The sequence below is a fragment of the Staphylococcus sp. HMSC071G07 genome, from assembly GCF_001811435.1.
In the GTDB taxonomy this organism is placed as follows: domain Bacteria; phylum Bacillota; class Bacilli; order Staphylococcales; family Staphylococcaceae; genus Staphylococcus; species Staphylococcus pettenkoferi.
The window spans coordinates 653,110-673,238 of sequence record NZ_KV804768.1; the positions used below are offsets into that span (position 1 = coordinate 653,110).

16 protein-coding genes and 1 pseudogene are annotated in these 20,129 nt (G+C 40.4%); 3 read left to right on the top strand and 14 right to left on the bottom strand.

Annotated features, from left to right (window positions below):
* Positions 1 to 143 precede the first annotated feature (143 nt).
* From HMPREF2802_RS07545 to HMPREF2802_RS07560, 4 genes are all read right to left on the bottom strand, one after another.
* Entirely contained in the window at positions 144 to 695 is a 552-nt protein-coding gene (locus tag HMPREF2802_RS07545) for a TetR/AcrR family transcriptional regulator (protein ID WP_002471496.1), read from the bottom strand.
* Complete coding sequence (locus tag HMPREF2802_RS07550) at positions 664 to 1,056, bottom strand: DUF3147 family protein (RefSeq protein ID WP_040806280.1); 393 nt, start codon at positions 1,054 to 1,056, stop codon at positions 664 to 666. The genes HMPREF2802_RS07545 and HMPREF2802_RS07550 overlap by 32 nt, the downstream gene beginning before the upstream one ends.
* Before the next feature lie 15 nt (positions 1,057 to 1,071).
* Positions 1,072 to 1,434 (bottom strand): DUF3147 family protein, encoded by a 363-nt coding sequence (locus HMPREF2802_RS07555; RefSeq protein WP_002471490.1) that lies wholly within the window; start codon positions 1,432 to 1,434, stop codon positions 1,072 to 1,074.
* A 399-nt stretch (positions 1,435 to 1,833) separates the two neighbouring features.
* Positions 1,834 to 2,340 (bottom strand): GNAT family N-acetyltransferase, encoded by a 507-nt coding sequence (locus HMPREF2802_RS07560; RefSeq protein WP_002471470.1) that lies wholly within the window; start codon positions 2,338 to 2,340, stop codon positions 1,834 to 1,836.
* Between the two features lie 362 nt (positions 2,341 to 2,702).
* Between HMPREF2802_RS07560 and HMPREF2802_RS07565 the strand changes: the two genes are divergently transcribed.
* A complete protein-coding gene (locus HMPREF2802_RS07565; protein ID WP_070503387.1) occupies positions 2,703 to 3,143 on the top strand; it encodes a hypothetical protein in 441 nt (146 codons plus the stop codon).
* Between the two features lie 74 nt (positions 3,144 to 3,217).
* On the opposite strand, the gene HMPREF2802_RS07570 is transcribed toward HMPREF2802_RS07565, so the two are convergent.
* Positions 3,218 to 4,408 (bottom strand): glycine C-acetyltransferase, encoded by a 1,191-nt coding sequence (locus tag HMPREF2802_RS07570; RefSeq protein WP_070503388.1) that lies wholly within the window; start codon positions 4,406 to 4,408, stop codon positions 3,218 to 3,220.
* 294 nt (positions 4,409 to 4,702) lie between these two features.
* Here HMPREF2802_RS07570 and HMPREF2802_RS07575 point away from each other — a divergent pair, with 294 nt between their 5' ends.
* Complete coding sequence (locus HMPREF2802_RS07575; protein WP_070503390.1) at positions 4,703 to 5,884, top strand: amidohydrolase; 1,182 nt, start codon at positions 4,703 to 4,705, stop codon at positions 5,882 to 5,884.
* 117 nt (positions 5,885 to 6,001) lie between these two features.
* Here HMPREF2802_RS07575 and HMPREF2802_RS12350 read toward each other — a convergent pair.
* The 7 genes and pseudogenes from HMPREF2802_RS12350 to HMPREF2802_RS07605 all read right to left on the bottom strand — a co-directional run.
* A pseudogene (locus tag HMPREF2802_RS12350) lies at positions 6,002 to 6,240 on the bottom strand (MBL fold metallo-hydrolase); the annotation flags it as partial.
* Positions 6,241 to 6,399: 159 nt separating this feature from the next.
* A complete protein-coding gene (locus HMPREF2802_RS07580) occupies positions 6,400 to 6,504 on the bottom strand; it encodes a putative holin-like toxin (RefSeq protein ID WP_070503391.1) in 105 nt (34 codons plus the stop codon).
* Positions 6,505 to 6,666: 162 nt separating this feature from the next.
* On the bottom strand, positions 6,667 to 7,854 hold the full coding sequence (gene tuf, locus HMPREF2802_RS07585) for an elongation factor Tu (protein WP_002471493.1): 1,188 nt from the start codon (positions 7,852 to 7,854) through the stop codon (positions 6,667 to 6,669).
* A 264-nt stretch (positions 7,855 to 8,118) separates the two neighbouring features.
* The gene (fusA, locus tag HMPREF2802_RS07590) at positions 8,119 to 10,206 is read right to left on the bottom strand and encodes an elongation factor G (protein WP_049409036.1); all 2,088 of its coding nucleotides are present in this window, start codon (positions 10,204 to 10,206) and stop codon (positions 8,119 to 8,121) included.
* A gap of 119 nt (positions 10,207 to 10,325) precedes the next feature.
* Positions 10,326 to 10,796, bottom strand: coding sequence for a 30S ribosomal protein S7 (gene rpsG, locus HMPREF2802_RS07595; RefSeq protein WP_002471487.1), 471 nt, complete (start codon positions 10,794 to 10,796; stop codon positions 10,326 to 10,328).
* A gap of 70 nt (positions 10,797 to 10,866) precedes the next feature.
* Entirely contained in the window at positions 10,867 to 11,292 is a 426-nt protein-coding gene (gene rpsL / locus HMPREF2802_RS07600) for a 30S ribosomal protein S12 (RefSeq protein ID WP_002471511.1), read from the bottom strand.
* 93 nt (positions 11,293 to 11,385) lie between these two features.
* Positions 11,386 to 11,640: a ribosomal L7Ae/L30e/S12e/Gadd45 family protein gene (locus tag HMPREF2802_RS07605; protein ID WP_002471473.1), complete on the bottom strand. Its 255-nt coding sequence runs from the start codon at positions 11,638 to 11,640 to the stop codon at positions 11,386 to 11,388.
* Between the two features lie 266 nt (positions 11,641 to 11,906).
* Between HMPREF2802_RS07605 and HMPREF2802_RS07610 the strand changes: the two genes are divergently transcribed.
* A complete protein-coding gene (locus HMPREF2802_RS07610) occupies positions 11,907 to 12,554 on the top strand; it encodes an HAD family hydrolase (RefSeq protein WP_070503392.1) in 648 nt (215 codons plus the stop codon).
* A 125-nt stretch (positions 12,555 to 12,679) separates the two neighbouring features.
* Here HMPREF2802_RS07610 and rpoC read toward each other — a convergent pair whose 3' ends face one another.
* Both rpoC and rpoB read right to left on the bottom strand, forming a co-directional pair.
* Positions 12,680 to 16,276: a DNA-directed RNA polymerase subunit beta' gene (gene rpoC / locus HMPREF2802_RS07615; RefSeq protein ID WP_167693684.1), complete on the bottom strand. Its 3,597-nt coding sequence runs from the start codon at positions 16,274 to 16,276 to the stop codon at positions 12,680 to 12,682.
* A gap of 207 nt (positions 16,277 to 16,483) precedes the next feature.
* Positions 16,484 to 20,029: a DNA-directed RNA polymerase subunit beta gene (gene rpoB, locus HMPREF2802_RS07620; RefSeq protein WP_070503394.1), complete on the bottom strand. Its 3,546-nt coding sequence runs from the start codon at positions 20,027 to 20,029 to the stop codon at positions 16,484 to 16,486.
* Between the last annotated feature and the right edge of the window lie 100 nt (positions 20,030 to 20,129).

Here is a 20,129-nt window from a genome sequence, read left to right on the forward strand (position 1 = left end):
TCATCTCTATGATAACAAATTGATATAAATTAAGCTGAAGTATGACTGTAATCACACTCCAGCTCGCTATTGTATTCATAATCATTTTTTAAACGTATGTCTTCCTATTATAATGTGCGCTCAACCCTTTTACACAAAGCACCTTACTGTTGATGATAAAGTTCGTACATTCTCAATATCAATCGGAGCATTTTATCAATATAAGCCTCATCTAATACTTCAGGCTTAATAATCAAATTGAAATAGATCGGCGAGAAAATTAAATCTATAAACAAATCTTCATCGTCTATCGTCGTATATGTCTCGATAATATCCTTGAGCACGCTACGTTTCTCACTAAAGTAAGCCTCCATGAAACGCATCTTGGCCTCTTTATGATACTGATTGATCAAGATTTCCATCACTGCAATGCCTAAATTGGATTTATAGATGTGCATGACGTGAATGAGAAACTGATACAAGTCGTCGTACAAACTCACAGGATGGGGTTTGTAGGTCTCGGTCTGCTCGAGAAACATATCGATGATGATAAAGGATTTGTCAGACCAACGTCGATAAATCGTCGTCTTCGATACACCGGACTGATTCGCAATTTGATCAACGGTCATATCATGATAATGTTGTTTACTTAAAATATCGTCTATTGCGTTAAATACTTTCTGATTAACCGTGGGATCTTTGGGTCTCCCTGCCATGTGCGCCACCTCTTCTATGTGCTATCAACTCGACTAGCTCAAACACAATCATTGCAGTGACAAACCATGCGATAAATCCGACGATGATGCTCAATAACCACATGCCTGTGTAAGTCAACATGATCCATGTCACTAATATATTGGCTAGTACACCTATCATACCAAAGACTGCGCCACGACTCACGTGCATCGCTACTTTGTCACCGAATTCGTATCCAGAAAGATACATCGATACGAGATAAACTGCGGGGAACGTTGCGAAGATACCTCCAAACTCTCTCCAAGGTATGACCATAGATATAATGTAACTTAAGGCTACTGCTGCGCCGCCGAGTACAAATTTAATGACGAGTGATTTCACTGACATTCGCTCTCCTTACATTAAATGTTTGATTCCGAAAAATGCACAAGATAATACGAGCCAGAACAAGACTGCAAACACGGTTCCGCGTTGGAAGCCTTTATTCTTTATATAATAGGCAGTCACAAATACCGTAACGATACATGCGACAATACCTAGAATCGCTCCTGAACTTAAGTGAATCGACATGTTGACGAGCGTTTGTCCTCGATGGTCAATCGCAAGCGCAATCACTGCTGCAAGATAAACTGCCGGCATTGTTGCGATGATGCCGCCGATCTTACCTCCGACTTTCTTCGCGAGCACTGATGCAGCCGCTACGGCAAGCCCACCTATTAGAAATCTCAAGATTAAACTAACGAGTGATATGCCAAACATCTTACATCCTTCTTCCTTCTATTATAAAACGATACGTTTCGTTCACTAATTATCATAACGCCGTCACGGTAGGATGTAAATAGTTAATTTAATGTAAGGGCTTTCTTGAGGAAAGAAGCCAGAAATCTATACTTGTGTTGTCTTTCTCCCTAGAATTCATAAAAATTAAAACCCTTATGAATCCAAATCTCTACTGCGCTTTTTAAATTATTTTACAAGAGTTGATGGACGATTATCGAGTTAATTAATGAGAAGGGAACAATGTGGATCATGAGGAATGACAAAGTCCGCGTTGTAGAGGCAGTACCGCGAAAACAACGACTCCTTCTTGTCCTGCCACCAAAAAAGAACCTAATGACAAGCCTCAGCTCGCATTAGGTTCTCCAACTTCACATCATCTTATGCAATTTCAATAATAAAGCGACGCACCTCAGTACCGTCTTCCATCACGCTCGGCTCGATTTCTTCGCCACCGTTCTTCTCGATGACTTTCGCCGATGATGTATTCGACTTCTCGCAAGTCACCAACGCCTCTTTCACATCGATACGTGATAGATAATCTAGCGCTTTCTTCAGGATCTTGCTTCCATAGCCTTGACCACGATAACTGCGACGTACGCCATAGCCAACATGACCGCCCACTTTCTTCAATTTGTGGTTTAAGTCATGACGAATATTTGCCGCACCGATGATCGTTCCTTCAACGATGAGGAAGTATGTTGTATTATCGATACTTTCGTCATGCGACTTATTCGCTTCGAGTGACTTCACAAGGTCTTCGAAGTCATCGTATTTCACGATGTCCGTCACACGTGGGACAACGAGTTCGTCATTATCGATCCACTCTTTAATATATTCACAATAACGTTCTTCATCCGCCATGGTTAATTCTCTAAATTCAGCCATGTTGACACCCCTCTTTCTGCTAAGTCGTTATGAAATTTTTATTTTCATACAGCTCATTAATTCTAACGAACTCATCTTAAGACTTTCTAAGGTAAAATGCAACCCCTTTAAGTTAGTTGATGAGCAAAAAGTATCTCATGGTGATATAAGCAATACTGCGCATCCAAGTATTTTCCATAACCATCGCAAAAAATGACCAAATAAAAATATCGTTATAGGCAAACTATATAATGAATTAATATTGTGAAAAAGGGTATATTTACTAATGAGAACAAATTAATTTGCTATGTAATATACAAGAAAGATAGTCCACCTTACGATTCAACTCCAGAAAAGACAGAAATGAATGGAGGTCGTTTACGATGAATAGCAATAATTCAAAAATCATGTTTGTATTCTTTGGTATATTAGCATGGCTATCAACAATGTTTTTATTTATTCTACCTACTTTAACGCCTTATCAAAAACATATTGAGAGTCAAAATGGTATTTCAGAAGGATGGCTGGTAGTACTTCTAATTATTATCACCTTAGCCTACCTAGCAATTATAGGATTAGACTTAATTAATTCTTTCGCAACACAAGTATTTCAATTCGTCTTACTGGTACTCGTTGTCGTTTGTGCCTTACCGTTTATCACGGCATTTATCATTATTTCATTTATTATCGATATCAGTATTATGGAAATCTTTATTCCTATCCTTCTCGTTATCTTAACGATATTATTACACATTATTTGGGTCGTTATTCCATTTATGCAAAGTAAAGCGTTAAGAGAAGCAAGAGAGAAGATGAAACACTAAATCAAAGTACAACAAATCCCCCGCTCGCTACAGATGGCGAACGGGGGATGATTCATGTCTTTGACATTTGATAATTATTTAATAATACCGATGTCTTTTCCGATTTTTTCATAAGCAGCTAATGCTTTGTCTAACATTTCTTTCGTATGCGCTGCAGTAGGCATGTTACGTACACGTCCTGTACCGTGTGGCACTGTTGGGAAGACGATGGATTTCACGTAGATACCTTCATCTTTAAGACGTTTACTGAATTCTTGTGTATCTTTTTCATCACCAATAATAACTGGTGTAATTGGTGTTTCTGATTCACCAGTGTCGAAACCAAGTTTTTGTAAGCCTTCTTTAAGGTATTTAGCGTTATCCCAAAGTTTATCGTGTAGCTCTGTTGATGCCATAAGTTTTTTAACTGCAGCAGTAACTGCTTTCGTATCTCCAGGTGCAAGTGAAGTTGAGAATAAGAATGGACGAGATTGTGCTTTCAACCAATCGATGAGTTGTTGGCTACCTGCAACATAACCGCCGACAACACCGATCGCTTTAGATAATGTACCGATTTGGAAGTCGATCTTATCTTGTAAGCCGAAATGTTTCACTGTACCAGCGCCGTTGCCCATAACACCTGAACCGTGCGCATCGTCAACGTAAGTGAGTAGACCGTATTCTTCAGCGATTTCAACGATTTCTGGTAACTTCGCAACGTCACCGTCCATGCTGAATACGCCATCAGTGATGTACATCACTTTGTTGTACTCGCCTGATTCAACCGCTTCTTTCGCTTTCTTTCTTAAATCGTCCATATCAGAGTGGTTCACGCGGATAATCTTCGCTTTAGATAAGCGGCAACCATCGATGATTGAAGCGTGGTTTAACTCATCTGATAGAATAGCATCGTTTTTATTCATTACTGCAGAAATTGCAGCCATATTACAGTTGAAACCTGATTGGTATGCGATTGCTGCTTCTGTACCTTTGAATTCAGCAAGTGTTTCTTCAAGTTCGTCGTGGATGTCGAGTGTACCGTTGATTGAACGTACCGCCCCAGCACCAACACCGCGGTTATCAATCGCTTCTTTAGCTGCAGCTTTCAAGTCTTCGTCTGTAGCTAAGCCTAAGTAGTTATTTGAAGATAGGTTGATATATTTCTTACCGTCGATTTGAATTTCAGGACCGTTTGCCCCTTCAATCGTATCAACCTCGTTGTATAAGCCGTTCTCCTTCAAGTAATTGAGATTTTCATCTAAGAAATCGTGTAGTGATTGTACCACTCATAGTCCTCCTTTGTTATGTGTAACAAACCATGAAAGTCAAGGCGCGAGATGATTCAACTCGCTGACCTTTCGTATGTTATACATGATATTAAATCTAACCTCATCTTTATCATACCCTATTTTATATTGAGTGAAAAGCGAATACGGTCATTTCAGAAAGCGCTTTTATCATGATAGCCTCGGTCTATTTTACAGGTAATACTATCACGTTTAAAAGGCGGAGTCAGACCTTACTGCAGAGGCGCAAATCGTGTTATAATGAGGTGAAATTAAGTAAGGAGAAGGATAAACATGACAGATTGGTTCAAACTTGCACGCGACTACGAAGCGACGATGATACAAACGCGACGCTACTTGCATCAATATCCAGAGTTATCATTTGAAGAATATCACACACACGATTATATCTTGAGTAAGCTGCATGATTTGTCATGTGAAGTACAACAGCCTGTGGGTCGCAATGGTATCGTAGCGACGTTCAGAGGGCATGGTGATGGTCCGACGATTGCTTTGCGCGCTGATTTCGATGCGTTACCTATTGAAGAAGCGAGAGAGTCACATTACCAGTCTCGCAACAGCGGTGTGAGTCACGCGTGTGGTCACGATGGTCATACGGCTATTCTGCTCTCGCTAGCTGAGATTCTAGAGGCCCATAGAGACCAACTTAATGGTAATGTCGTGCTTATCTTCCAACATGGCGAAGAACTCATGCCAGGTGGTGCTCAAGAAATGACTGAAGCTGGTTGTCTTGAGGGCATTGACCGTATTTATGGTAATCATTTGTGGTCTGGCTATCCTACAGGTACTATCTATTCTCGCTCTGGTGCGATGATGGCTTCTCCTGATGAGTTTAACATCGCAATTCATGGTCGCGGTGGTCATGGCGCTAAGCCTCACGAAACGATTGACCCTGTCGTTGTGATGGCTGAATTTATTCTCAGTGCACAGAAGATTGTGACCCGTACGATTGACCCTGTAAAACATGCGGTGATTAGTTTCGGCATGGTTCAAGCTGGTTCAGCAGATAATGTGATTCCAGACTCTGCATATTGTCGCGGAACGGTTCGTGTCTTTGATACAGACATTCAAGCGCATATTAAATATAAGATGGAGAAACTATTGCAAGGACTAGCAGTGGCCAATGACATTACGTATGACTTTGAATACATTAGAGGTTATCTTCCCGTTGATAACGACCACGAGTGCTATGAAACGATTAAACACGCAGCACAAGATCTCAACTTGATTTATCATGATAGTGATTTGATGATGATTGGTGAGGACTTCTCTTACTATCAAACGGTGAAACCAGGCGGGTTCTTCTTGACTGGTTGTGGCAACGAGCAGAAAGATACGATGCATCCGCATCACAGTCCTTACTTTGATATTGATGAGGCTGCTTTGAAATATACTTTAAGTACTTTCTTAAAGATTCTTGATCTGGAAAATGTGTTCGAGAATGAGGAAGCGTAGATTTATACATTTATATTAGTGAAGAAGTGAGATATCAAAATCTTAGCGATTTGCGTTATCTCACTCCTTTTTTATTCACTCTATATCTCACTTGAACAGAAAGATTTTTATTCAAACTCAACTATTTGCGCCATCACGTACACGATCTATAATATTTTGAATGTTTTTCTGTTTCTCCTCTTCATCCTTTACAAAATAAACCGGACACTCGCCTTTAATAGAAACCCACGGTACGAGCACATCAAAGTCTAAGTCGCGAATGAGTTGAAGACTGCTCTATTGCTTGAAGGTAGTATGACTGTGCGCAATTTGTCTCCTTCAAAGCAGAGGAAATCACCGGTAAATAGGAAACGATTTGTCATTTTAAAGATAGACTTTATCGAGAAACTGTGCTATCTTTAAATTAAAGAAGGTGCAAGTGCTGTCACACTTACACCCTATAAGCCCGTTTTTAGACGGTGGCATTAAATGATGATAAAACCATTCTAGCCAAAGCTGGAATGGTTTTTTTAATATTATTTCTCTTTAATATTAACTATCGATACTACTAATCCTATGAAGACTAAGATAAACATACCGAAGTCAATCATAAGATGTAATACTTCTTCGATAGGAACCATGGAGGTTCTCCTTTCTAAAGAATAAAGTTAATGCTTTCATAAGCATCACTCTTCTCATAGTTGGAGAGTAAGGCTCGGAACATCATGTTCCGAGCCTTTTTAATTATTTTTAGCCAAAAAAAGAGCCCCCATAAAGGGAGCTCTAAAAAGATATACTCGTTATTATTCTTTGATTTCAGTTACAACGCCTGAACCTACAGTACGTCCACCTTCACGGATAGAGAAACGAGTACCGTCTTCGATAGCGATTGGTGAAATTAATTCAACGTCCATTTCAACGTTGTCACCAGGCATAACCATTTCTGTACCTTCTGGTAAGTTAACTACACCAGTTACGTCAGTAGTACGGAAATAGAATTGCGGACGGTAGTTAGAGAAGAATGGAGTGTGACGTCCACCTTCGTCTTTAGATAATACGTAAACTTCAGCTTTGAATTTAGTGTGTGGTGTGATTGAACCAGGAGCAGCTAATACTTGACCACGTTGAACGTCTTCACGTGCAATACCACGTAATAACGCACCGATGTTGTCACCAGCTTCAGCGTAGTCTAATAACTTACGGAACATTTCTACACCAGTAACAGTTGTTTTTTGTGATTCATCAGCCATACCGATGATTTCAACTTCTTCACCAACTTTGATTTGACCACGTTCAACACGGCCTGTAGCAACAGTACCACGACCAGTGATTGAGAATACGTCCTCAACTGGCATCATGAATGGTTTGTCAGAGTCACGGTCTGGAGTTGGGATGAAGTCGTCAACTGCTTGCATTAATTCTAAGATTTTGTTTTCTTGTTCTTCGTCGCCTTCTAATGCTTTTAATGCAGATCCAGCGATTACTGGTACATCGTCACCAGGGAAGTCGTATTCGCTTAATAAGTCACGAACTTCCATTTCAACTAATTCTAATAATTCTTCGTCGTCTACTTGGTCAACTTTGTTTAAGAATACAACAAGAGCTGGTACACCAACGTTACGTGATAAAAGAATGTGTTCACGAGTTTGTGGCATTGGACCGTCAGCAGCAGATACAACTAAGATACCGCCGTCCATTTGAGCTGCACCAGTGATCATGTTTTTAACATAGTCAGCGTGTCCTGGGCAGTCAACGTGAGCGTAGTGACGTTTGTCAGTTTGGTACTCGATGTGAGCAGTGTTGATTGTGATACCACGTTCTTTTTCTTCTGGAGCGTTGTCAATCATGTCGTAAGATTGAGCTACAGTATCACCATTTTTTGCTAATACAGTTGCGATTGCAGCTGTTAAAGTTGTTTTACCATGGTCAACGTGACCGATAGTTCCGATATTGGCATGTTCTTTTGAGCGATCGAATTTTTCTTTAGCCATTATAGAATCTCTCCTCTTCGATAGAAAATTGTTTGTATTATTTATCTCTCATGACAGTTTCTCACCATCATGAGAATCAGATCCCTAGGAAGAAACTACCATACGATAGTCCTCCTAGTTCACTGTTGTTTCTAACATAGTTTAAACAAACCTATACAGTTCATTTATAATGCATTTTAACCAAAAAATCAATGCATAAAACTTTGCTCTGCCTAACGAATACAATTCGGAATAAATGTGACTTTATTCAGTTGTATTCAGTTATTATTCTGCAGAACCACTGTTTTTCTTGATGATTTCATCAGCGATTGATTTAGGTACTTCTGCATAGTGATCGAAGTACATAGTGTAAGTACCGCGACCTTGAGTGTTAGAACGTAATGAAGTTGCATAACCGAACATTTCAGAAAGTGGTACGAATGCGTTAACAACTTGTGCGTTACCGCGTGGTTCCATACCATCTACACGGCCACGACGAGCTGTAACGTCACCCATGATGTCGCCCATGTATTCTTCTGGCATTTCGATTGTAACTTTCATCATTGGTTCTAAGATTACTGGATCACATTTTTTAGCAGCTTCTTTAAGCGCTAATGACGCAGCGATCTTGAAGGCCATTTCAGATGAGTCGACATCGTGGTATGAACCATCAAATAATTTCGCTTTAACGTCGATTAATGGGTATCCAGCTAAGACACCATTTTCCATAGCATCTTGAAGACCTTGTTCAACTGATGGAATGTATTCACGTGGAACTACACCACCAACGATAGCGTTTTCGAATTCGAAACCTGCACCAGTTTCGTTTGGTGTGAATTCGATTTGAACGTCACCGTATTGACCACGACCACCAGATTGACGCGCGAATTTACCTTGAACTGACGCTTGTGTCTTGAATGTTTCACGGTATGAAACCATTGGTGCACCTACGTTACATTCAACGTTAAATTCTTTCTTCATACGGTCAACTAAGATGTCTAAGTGTAACTCACCCATACCGCCGATGATAACTTGTCCAGTTTCGTCGTCAGTATGCGCACGGAATGTTGGGTCTTCTTCTTGTAATTTAACTAAAGCTTGAGTCATCTTGTCTTGGTCAGCTTTAGATTTAGGTTCAACTGATAAGTGAATAACTGGCTCTGGGAATTCCATTGATTCTAAGATAATGTCATTCTTCTCGCCACATAAAGTGTCACCTGTACCAGTTTCTTTAAGACCTACAGCTGCAGCGATGTCACCTGAGTAAACTGTGTTTAACTCTTCACGGTGGTTCGCATGCATTTGAAGTAAACGACCAACACGTTCACGTTTGTTCTTACTAGAGTTCTTCACGTAAGAACCAGCGTCGAGTGTACCTGAGTACACACGGAAGAATGTTAATTTACCAACGTAAGGGTCACTCATAACTTTGAATGCTAATGCAGCGAATTCTGCATCGTCATCTGCTTTACAAACCACTTCTTCGTCTGGTTCTTCAGCACGGTGACCAACGATTGGTTTAACATCTAATGGTGATGGTAGGTAATCGATAACAGCGTCAAGCATAAGTTGAACACCTTTGTTCTTGAACGCTGAACCACAAAGAACTGGGTAGAATTCTACTTCGTTCGTTGCGTAACGAATTGCTTCTTTCAATTCGTCGATTGAGATTTCTTCGTCACCAAGATATTTCTCCATTAAGTCGTCGCTGACTTCTGCAACAGCTTCGATTAATGTAGTACGAGCTTCTTCAGCTCTTTCTTTATGATCTTCAGGGATGTCGATTTCTTCAACATCTGTACCTAAGTCATTGTTGTATTTGTAGCATTTCATCTTAACTAAGTCGATGATTGCTTCGAAATCGTCTTCTGAACCAATTGGTAATTGAATTGGCGCAGCGTTAGCTTGTAAACGATCATGGATAGTGCTTACTGAGTATTCAAAGTTTGCACCTAATTTGTCCATTTTGTTTACGAACACAATACGAGGAACGCTATAAGTTGTAGCCTGACGCCAAACTGTTTCTGTTTGAGGTTCTACACCTGATTGAGCGTCTAGTACTGTAACCGCACCGTCTAACACACGTAATGAACGTTCAACTTCAACTGTGAAGTCTACGTGTCCTGGTGTGTCGATGATGTTTACACGGTGGTCATTCCATTGAGCAGTAGTGGCAGCTGATGTGATTGTAATACCACGGTCTTGCTCTTGTTCCATCCAGTCCATTTGTGAAGCACCTTCGTGTGTTTCACCAATTTTGTGGATACGGCCAGTATAGTAAAGAATACGTTCAGTCGCAGTTGTCTTACCAGCATCGATGTGGGCCATGATACCGATATTACGAGTCTTTTTTAAACTAAAATCTCTAGCCATGTATTTTTCTCCTTCCAGTATTACTGTGAATAAATACTATCCATATGGCGATGCCCTAAGCACAAGAAGGAATATACTCGTGGTATTCGCAACTGTCGCTCAGGGTCAATTTAACTATCTTACCAACGATAATGAGCAAATGCTTTGTTGGCTTCAGCCATCTTATGAACGTCTTCACGTTTCTTAACAGCGCCACCTGTGTTGTTAGCAGCATCTAAGATTTCGTTAGCTAAACGCTCTTCCATCGTTTTCTCACCACGAAGACGAGCGTAGTTGACTAACCAACGTAAACCTAATGTAGTACGACGCTCAGGGCGAACTTCTACTGGTACTTGGTAGTTAGAGCCACCTACACGGCGAGCTTTAACTTCTAATACAGGCATGATATTGTCGATAGCTTCTTCGAATACTTCCATTGCATCGCGACCAGTACGTTCTTGTACTGTTTCGAATGCAGAGTATAAGATTTTTTGTGCTGTACCGCGTTTACCATCTAACATAATTTTGTTAATTAATTTAGTAACTAATTTAGAATTATGAATTGGATCTGGTAACACGTCTCTTTTTGGTACTGAACCTTTACGAGGCATATTGAGAATCCTCCCTTCCTAGTATAGTCGTAATTTCATTGTTATAATCACGATTTACGCAATCTTAAACTTATTTTTTCTTTTCGTCTTTAGGTTTCTTAGTTCCGTATAATGAACGTCCTTGTCTACGTCCATCAACACCTGAAGTATCAAGTGCACCACGTACGATATGGTAACGCACACCAGGTAAGTCTTTTACACGTCCACCACGTACAAGTACAACACTGTGTTCTTGTAAGTTGTGGCCGATACCAGGGATGTATGCGTTAACTTCGATATTGTTAGATAAACGCACACGTGCATATTTACGTAACGCGGAGTTTGGTTTTTTAGGTGTCATAGTACCAACACGAGTACAAACGCCACGTTTTTGTGGTGAGTTTAAGTCAGTAAATCTTTTCTTTTTACTGTTGAAACCTTTATTCAATGCTGGTGAATCTGATACTTTAGATTTGCTTTTTCTTGGTTTGCGCACCAATTGGTTAATAGTTGGCATTGAATGTGTCCTCCTCTCTTGTTTTATAATCCCACACATCCAGGTGGTTCATTTTTGAGTTAAAGAAAATTTAGTAAGACTCAGCTTACTAATTCACTTCAGTAGCGCCACGACTGTAGCATCTACGTTGATACCTACCTCTGATCCTAAAGCGCGCTTGCTTTCGAAATAGTCAATAGGTATCGCTTTATGATTGATTCTGTTCAACACGTCCGTCAACAAATAAACTTCGACGTCTTTCGCAATAATCAATGATGTAACTTGGTCTTTGTCCAAAGCTTTAAGCGTTTGTTTCAGACCAACAACATAGCGTTGTTTGTTAAAGCGTGCAACTTTTTCATTAGACATTTACATATCCTCCAAAGTTCTGCTTGCATCAACCTTAACAATAATAACATGAGTTAGATGTCCCGTCAATACAATTAGTGAATTATATTGGCATCATTGCTACGTTGTGTCATACTCCATTTATGTTATCAAATACGTTTATGAAATTAAACCACTTATAGCGATTTTTTATAATCAAATTCCTTTCTTTTATCATAAAATGACTGGTCCCAAATACAGGCGTTTGTGTTACACTAATTCAAACAGAAAAAGGAGATTTAATCATCATGTACAAAAACTACATTTTCGACTTCGACGGAACGATCGCTGACTCAAGTCAATGCGGTGTTATCGCTACGCAACATGCTTTTAAAAAACATAACCTCAACATTCCTAGTAAGACGACGATCCAACACTACATGGGTATCCCGATTGAAAAAAGCTTTCCAGAAATGAGCGAACAACAATTAAGTGAAGAAGCACTCTCTCAACTCATCGAAGATTTCAGAGCTGAATATAAAAAGGTTGAAAATAAATATTTGACGCTATTCCCTGGAATTGAAGAAATATTAATCAAGTTGCGCAACCTAGGTGTTCATATGTTTATGGTTTCTAGTAAACACAGTGAAGTGATTGATCGAAACTTAACGATATTAGGTATTAAAGACTATTTCACAGAGGTAGTTGGTTCAGATAAAGTGGATAACTATAAACCTGCTCCCGATGGCGTAAATTATATTGCGCGCGCACATCAGTTGAATAAGATGGAAACAATTTATATCGGCGATGCTATCTTTGATATTCAAATGGCTAAAGCTGCAGATATTGCTTCTTGTGCCGTGACTTGGGGCTCTCACTCCTCTCGTGAATTGATGAGTCAAAATCCAACGTTTATTGTTCATAACGTGAACGATTTACTGACAGAAATTAAATAGCCTTAAAAGTGGTGAAAGCGAAAGGTATGAAGTGCAGGCCTTTCGCTTTACATATGTGTTCGCAAATCGCTCTACAATACAAAAAAGCAGCAACCCATCTACGGGCTGCTGCTTTGTCTTATATCTTATTCAGTGAATTGAACGTCTTCACTTGTCATGTCTGCTTCAGATAAAGTCTTATCGTAATGAACGTCGCTGTAACGTCTCATACCTGTACCAGCTGGAATCAATTTACCGATGATAACGTTCTCTTTCAAGCCGAGTAAGTTATCACGTTTACCTTTGATTGCCGCATCTGTAAGTACACGAGTTGTTTCTTGGAATGAAGCTGCTGATAAGAAGCTTTCAGTTTCAAGAGACGCTTTCGTAATACCGAGAAGTACTGGTTTAGCAGTTGCTGGACGTTTGCGTTCTTGGAATGCTGCACGGTTTGCATCAGTAAAGTTGTGAATGTCGACAAGTGAACCTGGTAGTAAGCCTGTGTCACCTGCTTCGATAATACGAACTTTACGTAACATTTGACGTACCATGACCTCAACGTGTTTGTCGTCGATTTCAACACCTTGCATACGATAAACTTTTTGAACTTCTTTAAGTAAGTAGCTTTCAGTAGCGTTAAGACCTGCTACAGAGAGGTAGTGTTTAGGCTCGATAGAACCTTCTGTTAATACTTCACCACGTGCTACTTCTTGACCTTCTTCAACTTTCAATCTTGAAGTACCTGAAGCGAGGTAGCTTCTTGTTTCGTTTGCACCTTTAATCACGATTTCTTGTTGACGGTCTTTCGCAAGTTTAATTTCTTCAACGACACCTTCGATTTCTGTAATCACAGCTTGACCTTTAGGATTACGTGCTTCGAAGATCTCTTGGATACGAGGTAAACCTTGAGTGATGTCACTACCTGCTACCCCACCAGTGTGGAATGTACGCATTGTAAGCTGTGTACCTGGTTCACCGATGGATTGTGCAGCGATAGTACCGACTGCTTCTCCGACTTCAACTTTTTCACCTGTTGCAAGGTTTTTACCATAACAACGTTCACACACGCCGTGACGTGTATTACAAGTGAATGCTGAGCGGATGTACATTTCAGTAATACCTGCATCAACAATCTTCTTAGCTAAATCAGAAGTGATGAGTTCGTCAGGATGAACTAAGATTTCGTCCGTTTCTGGGTGACGAACTGTTTCTTTAGAGTAACGTCCTTCGATACGTTCTACGAATGGTTCAATCATTTCAGTACCTTCTTTGATATCTGAAACAAGGAGACCACGGTCAGTACCACAATCTTCTTCGCGCACGATAACGTCTTGAGCAACGTCAACGAGACGACGAGTGAGGTAACCTGAGTCGGCAGTCTTAAGCGCTGTATCGGCAAGACCTTTACGCGCCCCGTGTGTAGAAATGAAGTATTCTAATACGGTTAAACCTTCACGGAATGATGATGTGATAGGTAATTCGATGATCTTACCAGATGGTGCTGCCATCAGACCACGCATACCTGCAAGCTGAGTGAAGTTAGATGCGTTACCACGGGCACCAGAGTCACTCATCATGAAGATAGGGTTAGTCTTTTCAAGTGATTGCATTAATTCGCCTTGGATCTTATCTTTGGCATTTGTCCAAATTTCAACTACGGCGTTGTAACGTTCATCTTCTGTGATTAAACCACGGTTATATTGTTTAGTCACACGTTCAACTAACGCTTCACTTTCGTCTAAGATCTCTTGTTTGTCAGGAAGAACCACGATGTCAGATACACCGACAGTAATACCTGCTTTAGAAGAGAATTTGAAACCGAGGTCTTTCATTCGGTCAAGCATCATAGATGTATCAGTGATGCTGAAACGATTGAAGACTTCAGCGATGATATTACCTAAGAAGCTCTTGTTGAATGGTTCAACGAGTTCTTTGTCATCGAAGTATTCTTTCAATCCGCCTTCGCCAAGTTGAGCTGGATCTACGAAGTATTTATCTGGTGTACGTACTTCGAGGTTCTCTTGACTTGGTTCGTTAATGTAAGCGAATGAATCTGGAATGATTTCGTTAAAGATAATCTTACCTACTGTTGTAGTTAAGATCTTTCTATTCTGTTCTTCAGTGAATGTTGGGTTGTTAAATGAGCTAGCGTGTACACCGATACGTGAATGGAGATGTACATAACCGTTAGCATATGCTTTAAGCACTTCGTTAGCGTCATTAAAGATTTGACCTGTATTCACTGCTTCTTTACGTTCTAACGTAATGTAATAGTTACCTAATACCATGTCTTGAGATGGTGTAACAACTGGTTTACCATCTTTAGGGTTTAGGATGTTCTGAGCAGCAAGCATGAGCATACGTGCTTCGGCTTGTGCTTCTTTAGATAATGGAACGTGAACCGCCATTTGGTCACCGTCGAAGTCAGCGTTATAAGCTGTAGTTGCGAGTGGGTGAAGACGGATCGCACGACCTTCAACTAATGTAGGTTCGAAAGCTTGGATACCTAATCTGTGTAATGTTGGCGCACGGTTTAAGAGTACTGGGTGTTCTTTGATAACATCTTCAAGTACATCCCATACTTCATCATCCATGCGTTCAATTTTACTTTTAGCATTTTTAATATTTGTTGCGATTTCGCGTTGAACAAGCTCTTTCATCACGAATGGTTTGAAGAGTTCAAGCGCCATTTCTTTCGGTAGACCACATTGATACATCTTAAGGCTTGGTCCTACTGCGATAACAGAACGACCTGAGTAGTCTACACGTTTACCGAGTAAGTTCTGACGGAAACGTCCTTGCTTACCTTTAAGCATATGAGAAAGTGATTTCAACGGACGGTTACCTGGACCAGTTACTGGACGGCCACGACGACCATTATCGATGAGCGCGTCGACAGCTTCTTGTAACATACGTTTCTCGTTCTGAACGATGATGCCAGGTGCGCCTAAATCTAATAGACGTTTCAAACGGTTGTTACGGTTGATGACACGACGATATAAATCGTTCAAGTCACTTGTCGCGAAACGACCACCATCTAATTGAACCATTGGACGAATTTCAGGTGGAATAATTGGAAGCACATCTAAAATCATCCATGCAGGATTATTACCTGAGTTTCTAAATGATTCAACGACTTCGAGACGTTTAATCGCACGAGTTAAACGTTGACCTGTAGCTGATTCTAACTCGTCACGTAACGCTTTAAGTTCACCGTCTAAATCAATTTCGTCAAGTAAATCTTGGATACCTTCAGCACCCATTTTCGCTACGAATTGACCTGGATATTTATCGTAGTATTCTCTGTACTCTGCCTCAGAGAGTAATGATTTCTTCTCTAAACCAGTTGGACCTGGATCTACTACAACGTATGAAGCAAAGTAGATTACTTCTTCAAGTGCGCGTGGAGACATATCTAATAATAGACCCATGCGACTTGGAATACCTTTGAAGTACCAAATATGTGATACAGGCGCTGCAAGTTCGATGTGACCCATTCTTTCACGACGAACTTTAGATTTCGTTACTTCTACACCACAGCGGTCACATACCATACCTTTGTAGCGTACACGTTTGTACTTACCACAACTACATTCCCAGTCTTTCGTAGGTCCAAAGATTCGCTCACAGAATAGACCGTCTTTCTCTGGTTTTAAAGTACGATAGTTAATTGTTTCTGGCTTTTTAACTTCACCGAAAGACCAAGAACGAATCTTTTCAGGTGAAGCAAGTCCTATTTTCATGTAATGGAAATTATTTACATCAATCAAGGAGCCTACCTCCTTCAATATAGATTAGCTGTGCAAATTGATTGATTCCTCATTTATCTCGGAGCATTCATTTCTAACCTAAGGCGTTAGAGCAGCAAGTGATGGCGTTACATCAGGCTTGCCACCTCTAACGTAAATGGGTTAGTTAATGAAGCTTGCTTTAACTTATTAAAGTGACAATTAATCAGGCTTTTGAGATTCTGGAGCAGATTTTTGTTGTAAATCGACTTTGCGTTCAGCAACTTCTTCATCTTCGTTGTCATGCATGTCGATTTCGTTATTCTGTTCATCCATAATCTTAACATCAAGACCTAAACTTTGTAATTCTTTCATCAATACGCGGAATGATTCAGGAACGCTTGGTTTAGTGATGTTCTCACCTTTTACAATAGACTCGTACGTCTTAACACGGCCTACTGTGTCATCTGATTTGTAAGTTAAGATTTCTTGAAGTGTATAAGCAGCACCGTATGCTTCAAGTGCCCATACCTCCATCTCACCAAAGCGTTGACCACCGAATTGAGCTTTACCACCGAGTGGTTGTTGCGTAACGAGTGAGTAAGGTCCAGTAGAACGAGCATGGAGTTTGTCGTCTACCATGTGAGCAAGTTTAAGCATGTACATAACACCGACAGAGATACGGTTGTCGAACGGTTCACCTGTACGACCGTCGTAAAGCACTGTCTTACCGTCACGTGCCATACCTGCTTCTTCGATTGTTGACCATACGTCATCGTCGTTCGCACCATCAAATACTGGTGAAGCAACGTGAATACCTAAGTTCTTAGCAGCCATACCTAAGTGTAGCTCTAATACTTGTCCGATATTCATACGTGATGGTACACCGAGTGGGTTTAACATGATGTCAATAGGACGACCATCAGGTAAGTAAGGCATATCTTCTTCAGGAACAATCTTAGAAATAACACCTTTGTTACCGTGACGACCACACATCTTGTCACCTACGTGAATCTTACGTTTCTGAACGATATAAACACGTACGAGTTGGTTAACACCTGGAGATAATGTGTCATCTCCTTCTTCACGGTTAAAGACTTTAACATCTAACACGATACCGCCTGCACCGTGTGGTACACGTAATGAAGTATCACGAACTTCACGTGCTTTCTCACCAAAGATAGCGTGTAATAAGCGCTCTTCGGCAGTAAGTTCAGTCACACCTTTAGGCGTTACTTTACCTACTAAGATATCTCCGTCTTTAACTTCAGCACCAACATAAACGATACCGCGTTCGTCGAGATTCTTAAGTGCATTCTCTGAAACGTTCGGAATGTCACGAGTGATCTCTTCAGGTCCGAGTTTCGTATCGCGTGCTTCAGATTCATATTCTTCAATGTGGATAGAAGTGTAAACGTCATCTTTAACTAAACGTTCACTCATGATTACGGCATCCTCATAGTTATAACCATCCCAAGTCATGAAACCTACAACAACGTTACGTCCAAGTGCCATCTCACCGAGTTCCATAGATGGACCATCAGCTAAGATTTCACCTTTGTCTACGATATCTCCAGTAGAGATAATTGGACGTTGGTTATAGCAAGTACCTGAGTTTGAACGTTTGAATTTCGCTAATGGATAACGGTCTACTTCGCCTTCGTACTCTTGACCGTCTTCTTCGATTAAACGACGAACGAGTACTTGATTAGATTCAACATGTTCTACGCGACCTCTATGTCTTGCGATAATCGCAGCACCAGAGTCACGTGCAGCAACGTGTTCCATACCTGTACCAACAAATGGTGATTCAGGATTCATCAATGGTACCGCTTGACGTTGCATGTTCGCACCCATTAACGCACGGTTAGAGTCGTCGTTCTCTAAGAATGGGATACATGCTGTAGCTGCTGAAACAACTTGTTTAGGAGATACGTCCATGTAGTCCATTTTTTCTTTCGCCATAACAGTGTTGTTACCGCGGAAACGACAAACAACTTCATCGTCTAAGAAGCGACCTTCTTCGTCAGTACGAGAGTTCGCTTGAGCCACTACATAGCTATCTTCTTCATCAGCAGTAAGATAGTCGATTTGATCAGTAATCGCATTCTTTTCAATATCTACTTTACGGTATGGTGTTTCAATGAAACCAAACTCATTCACACGCGCATAGCTAGATAATGAGTTGATTAAACCGATGTTTGGTCCCTCTGGTGTCTCGATTGGACACATACGACCATAGTGAGAATAGTGCACGTCACGTACTTCCATTTGAGCACGTTCACGAGTTAAACCACCAGGTCCTAAAGCAGAAAGACGACGTTTATGTGTCAACTCAGCTAATGGGTTAGCTTGGTCCATGAATTGTGATAATTGAGAGCTACCAAAGAATTCTTTGATAGATGCAATCACTGGACGGATGTTGATGAGTTGTTGTGGAGTGATTGAATCTGTATCTTGAATTGACATTCTTTCACGTACAACACGTTCCATTCTTGATAAACCGATACGGAATTGGTTCTGTAGTAATTCACCTACTGAACGTAGACGACGGTTACCTAAGTGGTCGATATCGTCAGTGAAACCAATACCATTTAATAAGTTGAAGAAGTATGACATAGAAGAAATGAGGTCAGCTGGCGTAATGCATTTCACTTCTGAGTCAGGGAACGCATTACCGATTAATGTCGTTGTACGACCTTCTTCATCATTAGGTACGTAGACTTTAATAGATTGAATTTCTACTGGTTCATCTACGATACTATCTTCTAAATCGTAAACCTCACTGTTCGCATTAGATTCTAATACGTCCATAATTTCTTCTAATTTACGACGATCTACGACAGTGCCTTCTTCTGCTACGATTTCGCCAGATTCAGTGTCTACGATAGGTTCTGCTAATTTTTGATTAAATAAGCGATGTTTTAAGTGTAATTTCTTGTTAGCTTTATAACGTCCTACGCTTGCTAAGTCATAACGTTTCGGATCGAAGAAACGTGAGTAAAGAAGACTCTTAGCATTTTCAACTGTAGGTGGTTCACCTGGGCGTAAACGTTCATAAATTTCGAGTAGCGCTTGGTCTGTGTTCTCAGTACCATCTTTCTCTAAAGTGTTACGTAAGTATTCACTATCGCCAAGTAAATCGATAATTTCTTGGTCTGATGAGAATCCAATAGCACGTAATAGTACTGTCAATGGAAGCTTTCTCGTTCTGTCGATACGCACGTATACGACATCTTTCGCGTCTGTTTCGTACTCTAACCAAGCACCACGGTTAGGAATGATCGTCGCATCGTAGTTTGTGCGTCCGTTCTTATCAATCTTCTCATTAAAGTAAACGGATGGTGAACGAACAAGTTGAGATACGATAACACGTTCAGCACCATTGATAATAAACGTACCTGTATCTGTCATTAATGGGAAATCACCCATGAAGACTTCTTGTTCTTTCACTTCGCCTGTTTCTTTGATAATCAAGCGCACTTTAACACGAAGAGGTGCGGCATATGTTGCATCACGGTTCTTAGATTCTTCTAAATTGTATTTAGGTTCTCCAAGACGATAACCTACGAATTCGAGAGATAGATTACCTGTAAAGTCTTCGATTGGTGAAATGTCGCGGAACATTTCAAGTAACCCTTCTTGTAAGAACCAATCATAAGATTTCGTTTGGATTTCGATTAAGTTAGGTAGTTCGAGTACCTCTGATATTCTTGCGTAGTTTCTACGTTTACGATGTCTTCCATATTGGACAAATTGACCTGCCAAACAGATTCACCCCTCAAAAATTGTGTGTCCACGTTCAATATCTTTGCTAACATGATTAGACAAAAAGAAAACGGTAGCATTTCTGATGACACCATTTTCT

Coding starts and splice junctions, on each gene's coding strand:
- HMPREF2802_RS07545 (WP_002471496.1), bottom strand. CDS start 695: ATGGCAGGGAGACCCAAAGATCCCACGGTTAATCAGAAAGTATTTAAC.
- HMPREF2802_RS07555 (WP_002471490.1), bottom strand. CDS start 1,434: ATGTTTGGCATATCACTCGTTAGTTTAATCTTGAGATTTCTAATAGGT.
- HMPREF2802_RS07560 (WP_002471470.1), bottom strand. CDS start 2,340: ATGGCTGAATTTAGAGAATTAACCATGGCGGATGAAGAACGTTATTGT.
- HMPREF2802_RS07565 (WP_070503387.1), top strand. CDS start 2,703: ATGAATAGCAATAATTCAAAAATCATGTTTGTATTCTTTGGTATATTA.
- HMPREF2802_RS07575 (WP_070503390.1), top strand. CDS start 4,703: ATGACAGATTGGTTCAAACTTGCACGCGACTACGAAGCGACGATGATA.
- HMPREF2802_RS07580 (WP_070503391.1), bottom strand. CDS start 6,504: ATGGTTCCTATCGAAGAAGTATTACATCTTATGATTGACTTCGGTATG.
- tuf (WP_002471493.1), bottom strand. CDS start 7,854: ATGGCTAAAGAAAAATTCGATCGCTCAAAAGAACATGCCAATATCGGA.
- fusA (WP_049409036.1), bottom strand. CDS start 10,206: ATGGCTAGAGATTTTAGTTTAAAAAAGACTCGTAATATCGGTATCATG.
- rpsG (WP_002471487.1), bottom strand. CDS start 10,796: ATGCCTCGTAAAGGTTCAGTACCAAAAAGAGACGTGTTACCAGATCCA.
- rpsL (WP_002471511.1), bottom strand. CDS start 11,292: ATGCCAACTATTAACCAATTGGTGCGCAAACCAAGAAAAAGCAAATCT.
- HMPREF2802_RS07605 (WP_002471473.1), bottom strand. CDS start 11,640: ATGTCTAATGAAAAAGTTGCACGCTTTAACAAACAACGCTATGTTGTT.
- HMPREF2802_RS07610 (WP_070503392.1), top strand. CDS start 11,907: ATGTACAAAAACTACATTTTCGACTTCGACGGAACGATCGCTGACTCA.
- rpoC (WP_167693684.1), bottom strand. CDS start 16,276: ATGAAAATAGGACTTGCTTCACCTGAAAAGATTCGTTCTTGGTCTTTC.